The sequence below is a fragment of the Streptomyces ziwulingensis genome (assembly GCF_039542605.1).
In the GTDB taxonomy this organism is placed as follows: domain Bacteria; phylum Actinomycetota; class Actinomycetes; order Streptomycetales; family Streptomycetaceae; genus Streptomyces; species Streptomyces ziwulingensis.
In genome coordinates, this window is sequence record NZ_BAABIG010000074.1 from 1 (window position 1) to 3,912 (window position 3,912).

2 protein-coding genes and 1 pseudogene are annotated in these 3,912 nt (G+C 72.3%); all 3 read right to left on the reverse strand.

What is annotated here, in order from left to right; all coding sequences use genetic code 11:
- Nucleotides 1-203, reverse strand: a pseudogene (locus ABEB00_RS30000) (LCP family protein); the annotation flags it as partial.
- Nucleotides 204-416: 213 nt separating this feature from the next.
- A complete protein-coding gene (locus ABEB00_RS30005; protein WP_345623707.1) occupies nt 417-2,123 on the reverse strand; it encodes an LCP family protein in 1,707 nt (568 codons plus the stop codon).
- 158 nt (nt 2,124-2,281) lie between these two features.
- Nucleotides 2,282-3,912, reverse strand: a 1,631-nt coding sequence (locus ABEB00_RS30010; RefSeq protein ID WP_345623708.1) for an LCP family protein, incomplete at its 5' end; no start/stop codon positions are given.

Genomic DNA, 3,912 nt, shown 5'->3' on the forward strand with positions numbered 1-3,912 from the left:
GTGCGCGCCGCGGGGGCACGGCCGTCCGGGGCCGCCCCGCGCGGGCGGGGGACGGGCCGGTGCGCCGGCCCGGGAGGCGGCGGGGACCCGGGCGGCGGGGCGGACGGGCCCAGGTTCAGCTCGTACTCGCCGGTCTGCGGGTTGCGTACCCACTGGTCTGCGGGGTCGACGTTGTCCGCCCGCCCACGGCTCTGCGCGTCCACGGTCGTCCGAATCCTCCGTCGGGGCCGCGGCACCTTCCCTCGGAAGGCGCACGCTCTGGGTCGACAAGTGTGCGACGCCGGGGAAGGCCGCACGGCGGTGGGCACTGGGAGCGCTCACACTATCCGCACACTTCGACCCCGAACGACGCCGGTGACAAATTCGACATTCATACAGCAGCTACAACAGGGTGATACCGCCCCATTACGGGGCGCCTACCAGCGGTAGGGCGCGTAGACGTCCATGCACTGGCCGGTGTCCGAACCCTTGATCGCGTCGGTGTCGGCGGGCAGTTCACCGGCCTCGGGTGCCGCCTGCTCGGGATACGTGGTGCCCTCCCGCCAGTCGGCGCCGACGACGACCGTCACCCCCGAGACCTCCGTCGACCGCTCGACGGAACTCGGCGCGATCCCGAGCGACTTGGCGACGCGCCGGGCGTCGGCCGCCAGTTCGGCGCTCGGATAGCTTACGACGGTCCGCTCCTCGGCGACCGCCGCCGAGGTGTCCGTGGCGGCGCGGGCGAAACCCCGCCCCACCAGCGCCCGCGCGACCGTACCGGCGCGTCCGCGCACCGGGGCGTCGGTGGCGGACCGGGTGCCGTTGCGGACGAGGACCCCGATCTCGGCGTCGGCGGCGGCGCTGTCGGCCGGGCCCGCCCCGGTCTCCGGCTCCGCGTCCCCGCCGGCCGCCGCGTCGTCCTCCCCTTCGGTCTCCGCGTCGGTCTCCGCGTCGGCCTCGGGCTTCGCGTCGGTCCTGTCCTCGGCGGTGTCGTCGAACGGGACGTCGTCGCGGAGCATCCTCCAGATCCGCTCCGCCTCGCCGTCCTTGGCGACGAGGTGGTTGGCGTCCTGGGGGTCGGGGACGGTGGGCAGCGTGGTCATGGTGACGCGGTCCGTCGGCACGGTCCGGAGCCGGCCGCCCAGGTCGTACAGGTCCTTGACCGTGCCGATCTCCTCGGAGACCGTCAGCGACTTGGTGGCCGCCTCCGCCAGGCCCATCAGCCGGCCGGGGTCGGTGAAGACGTTCTGGTCCTTGAGGGTGCGCAGCATCGAGTTCAGGTACATGTGCTGGGCGCGGGCCCGCAGCGGGTCGCTGCCCCAGGCGTGGCGGGTGCGCAGCCACTGCAACGCCTGCTCGCCCCGCACCTTCCTGGTACCGGCCTCCAGCTTGAGGCCGGAGCCGCCGGGCACCCCGGGCAGCGGCCGGTCCCACACGTTCTGTTCGACGCAGACCGCGACCCCGCCGATCGCGTCGGCCATCCGCACCACACCAGCGAAGTCGATGGTCATCCAGTGGTCGATGTAGACGCCGGTGAGGTTCTGCCAGGTGGCGAGGGTGCAGCCGGCGCCGCCGCGGGCCAGCGAGGTGTTGATGATGTCGTTGGTCGCCGGATACGTGTCGCCGGACTCCGGGTCGGTGCACTCGGGGATGTCGACCCGGGTGTCGCGCGGGATGGACACCACCGAGGCGCTCCGGCGGTCGGCGGCGAGGTGGATGAGCATCTGCACATCGCCCAGCGGCGGGTTGCCGCGGGTGTCGCGGCTGCCGCCCAGCTTCACGTTCTCGTCGGAGTCACGGCTGTCGGAGCCGATCAGCAGGATGTTCAGCGGGGTCTGCCCGGCCGCGTTCGCCTCGGCCCGGAGCGGCTTGGTGTCGCCGTTGTCGCGCCGGCCCCGGTCGAGGTTGCCGTTCAGATGCTCGTAATAGAGGTAACCGGCGCCGGACGTGCCCAGTATCAGCACCGCCAGCGTGGAGGCGGACCACCGGAGCACGCGGTGGCCCCGCGTGCCACGCCGGCCGTTCCCCCGCGGGCCGTCACCGCCGTCGCCGCCGTCGCCGGAACCGTTCCCGGCACCGTCCCCAGGGCCGTTCCCGGGGCCCTCCCCGCGCGCCCGAGGCGCCCGCACCGTGCTCTGCGTCATCCCACTCTCCCCACCCTCACGCCGACGGACGGCACACCGCGCGGCAGCCCGCCTGCCGTCCGGTCACCGTCAAGAGGACGCACGAAGGCCGGAATTGGCTGTACGGCGGCTGCCACGGACGGTGTCCGCCCTGTCAGACGTACGGAAGGGCGCTCAGGTCACTCGGCGCACTTGACCTTGTCCGCGGTGGACGTCTCCACGCCCTGCGGCGTCCCGCCCGAGGAGGCGTTGAGCTTCACCCCGGCGCCCTTGAAGTCCTTGCCGAGGGTCAGGGTCATGGTGGGCAGGCCCTGCGCGTTGGTGACGCTCTCGCCGGGCTTCATCGCGGAGCCGGAGAGACCGAGCAGGTCGGCGAGGCGGCGGGCCTGGGCGGCCTGGTCGGGGTCGTACTCCAGCGTCGTCCTGCTGAGGTTCTTCGGCGCGTTGCCGCCGTTCTCGGACTTGGTGACGCCCGCCTCGGTCTGGAGCCAGGTCAGTTCCTCCTGCGCGCTGCCGGTCTCCGCGCCGCCGTTGAGGATCTGGACGCGGACCTCGGAGGCGTCCGCCTTGGTGCCCTTGAGGCGGGCGGCGACCGAGGCCGCCTCCTTCTTCTTCTCCTCCTTGACCGCGGTGAAGGAGATGTCGTTCTTGATCATGTCGAAGACCTGGGCGGCCGGCGACTCGCTGAGCACGACCGTCGTCGGGGTGGCCTCCGCCGGGTTGTCCACGACCGGGACCTTGGTGAAGGTCAGGTTCTTGACGTTGAGCTTGCCCAGCTCCAGCCCGAGGTCCTTCAGCTTGCCGATGGAGTCGAGCTGGGAGTCGACGGTCAGCGCCTCGGTGCCCGCCTCGGCCAGCTTCAGCATCTTGGCGGGGTTGGTGAGGGTGTCGTTCGACTTCAGCTTGCGCATCAGCGCGCTGAGGAACTGCTGCTGCAGCTCGATCCGGCTCAGGTCGCCGCCGAAGCCCACCGAGTGCCGGGTGCGCACGAAGGCGAGGGCGTCCTCGCCCGCGATGGTGTGCTTGCCCGCCGACAGCTTCAGGTGCGAGTCGGGGTCGTCGATGTCCTTGGCCAGGCAGACCTCGACGCCGCCGACCGCCGTGGAGAGCGTCTTGACCGCGTTGAAGTCGGCGACCATGAAGTTGTCGGGCTGGACACCGGTCAGCTCGGTGACGGTCCGCACGGTGCAACTGGGCGTACGGCCGTCCTGCCCGAGGCTGGTGTTGAACCGCACGCCGGTGGAGCCGGGGATGACCTCCTGGGTGCCGTCCTCCTGCGTGGTCGGGCAGTCCGGGATGTCGACGATCAGGTCGCGGGGGATGCTCAGCGCGGTGGCGTTCGAGCGGTCCTTGGAGACGTGCAGCAGGATCGTGGTGTCGGCGTGCCCGGCGCTGCCGGTGTCGCCGTAACCGTCGTTGCCGCTGCCGGTGCGCTTGTCGGTGCCGATCAGCAGGATGTTGATGGCCTTGTCCTTCTCGAAGCCACCGGTGCTCGCGCCGTCGTCGGAGACGGACGTGATGTTGTCGTTCAGGTGGTCGAGGTAGAGGTACGCGGCGGAGGCGGTGCCGAGGACCACGAAGGCCATCGTGCCGCCGGTCCACAGGAGTATTTTCCGCCCCCGGGTCTTCTTCTTCACCGGCCGGCGCCCGCGCCGGCCCGGCGGGGGCTCCTCCGGGGCGCCCCGGCGTCTGCGCGGCGGCGGGACCTCGCGGCCCGGCGCGGGTGCGGCGGTCTCCCCGCGCGCGGCGGCCCGGCCCCCCTCGGCCCCGGCGGCCCGGCCGCTCCTGGCCCCGGCGCTCCTGGCGCTCC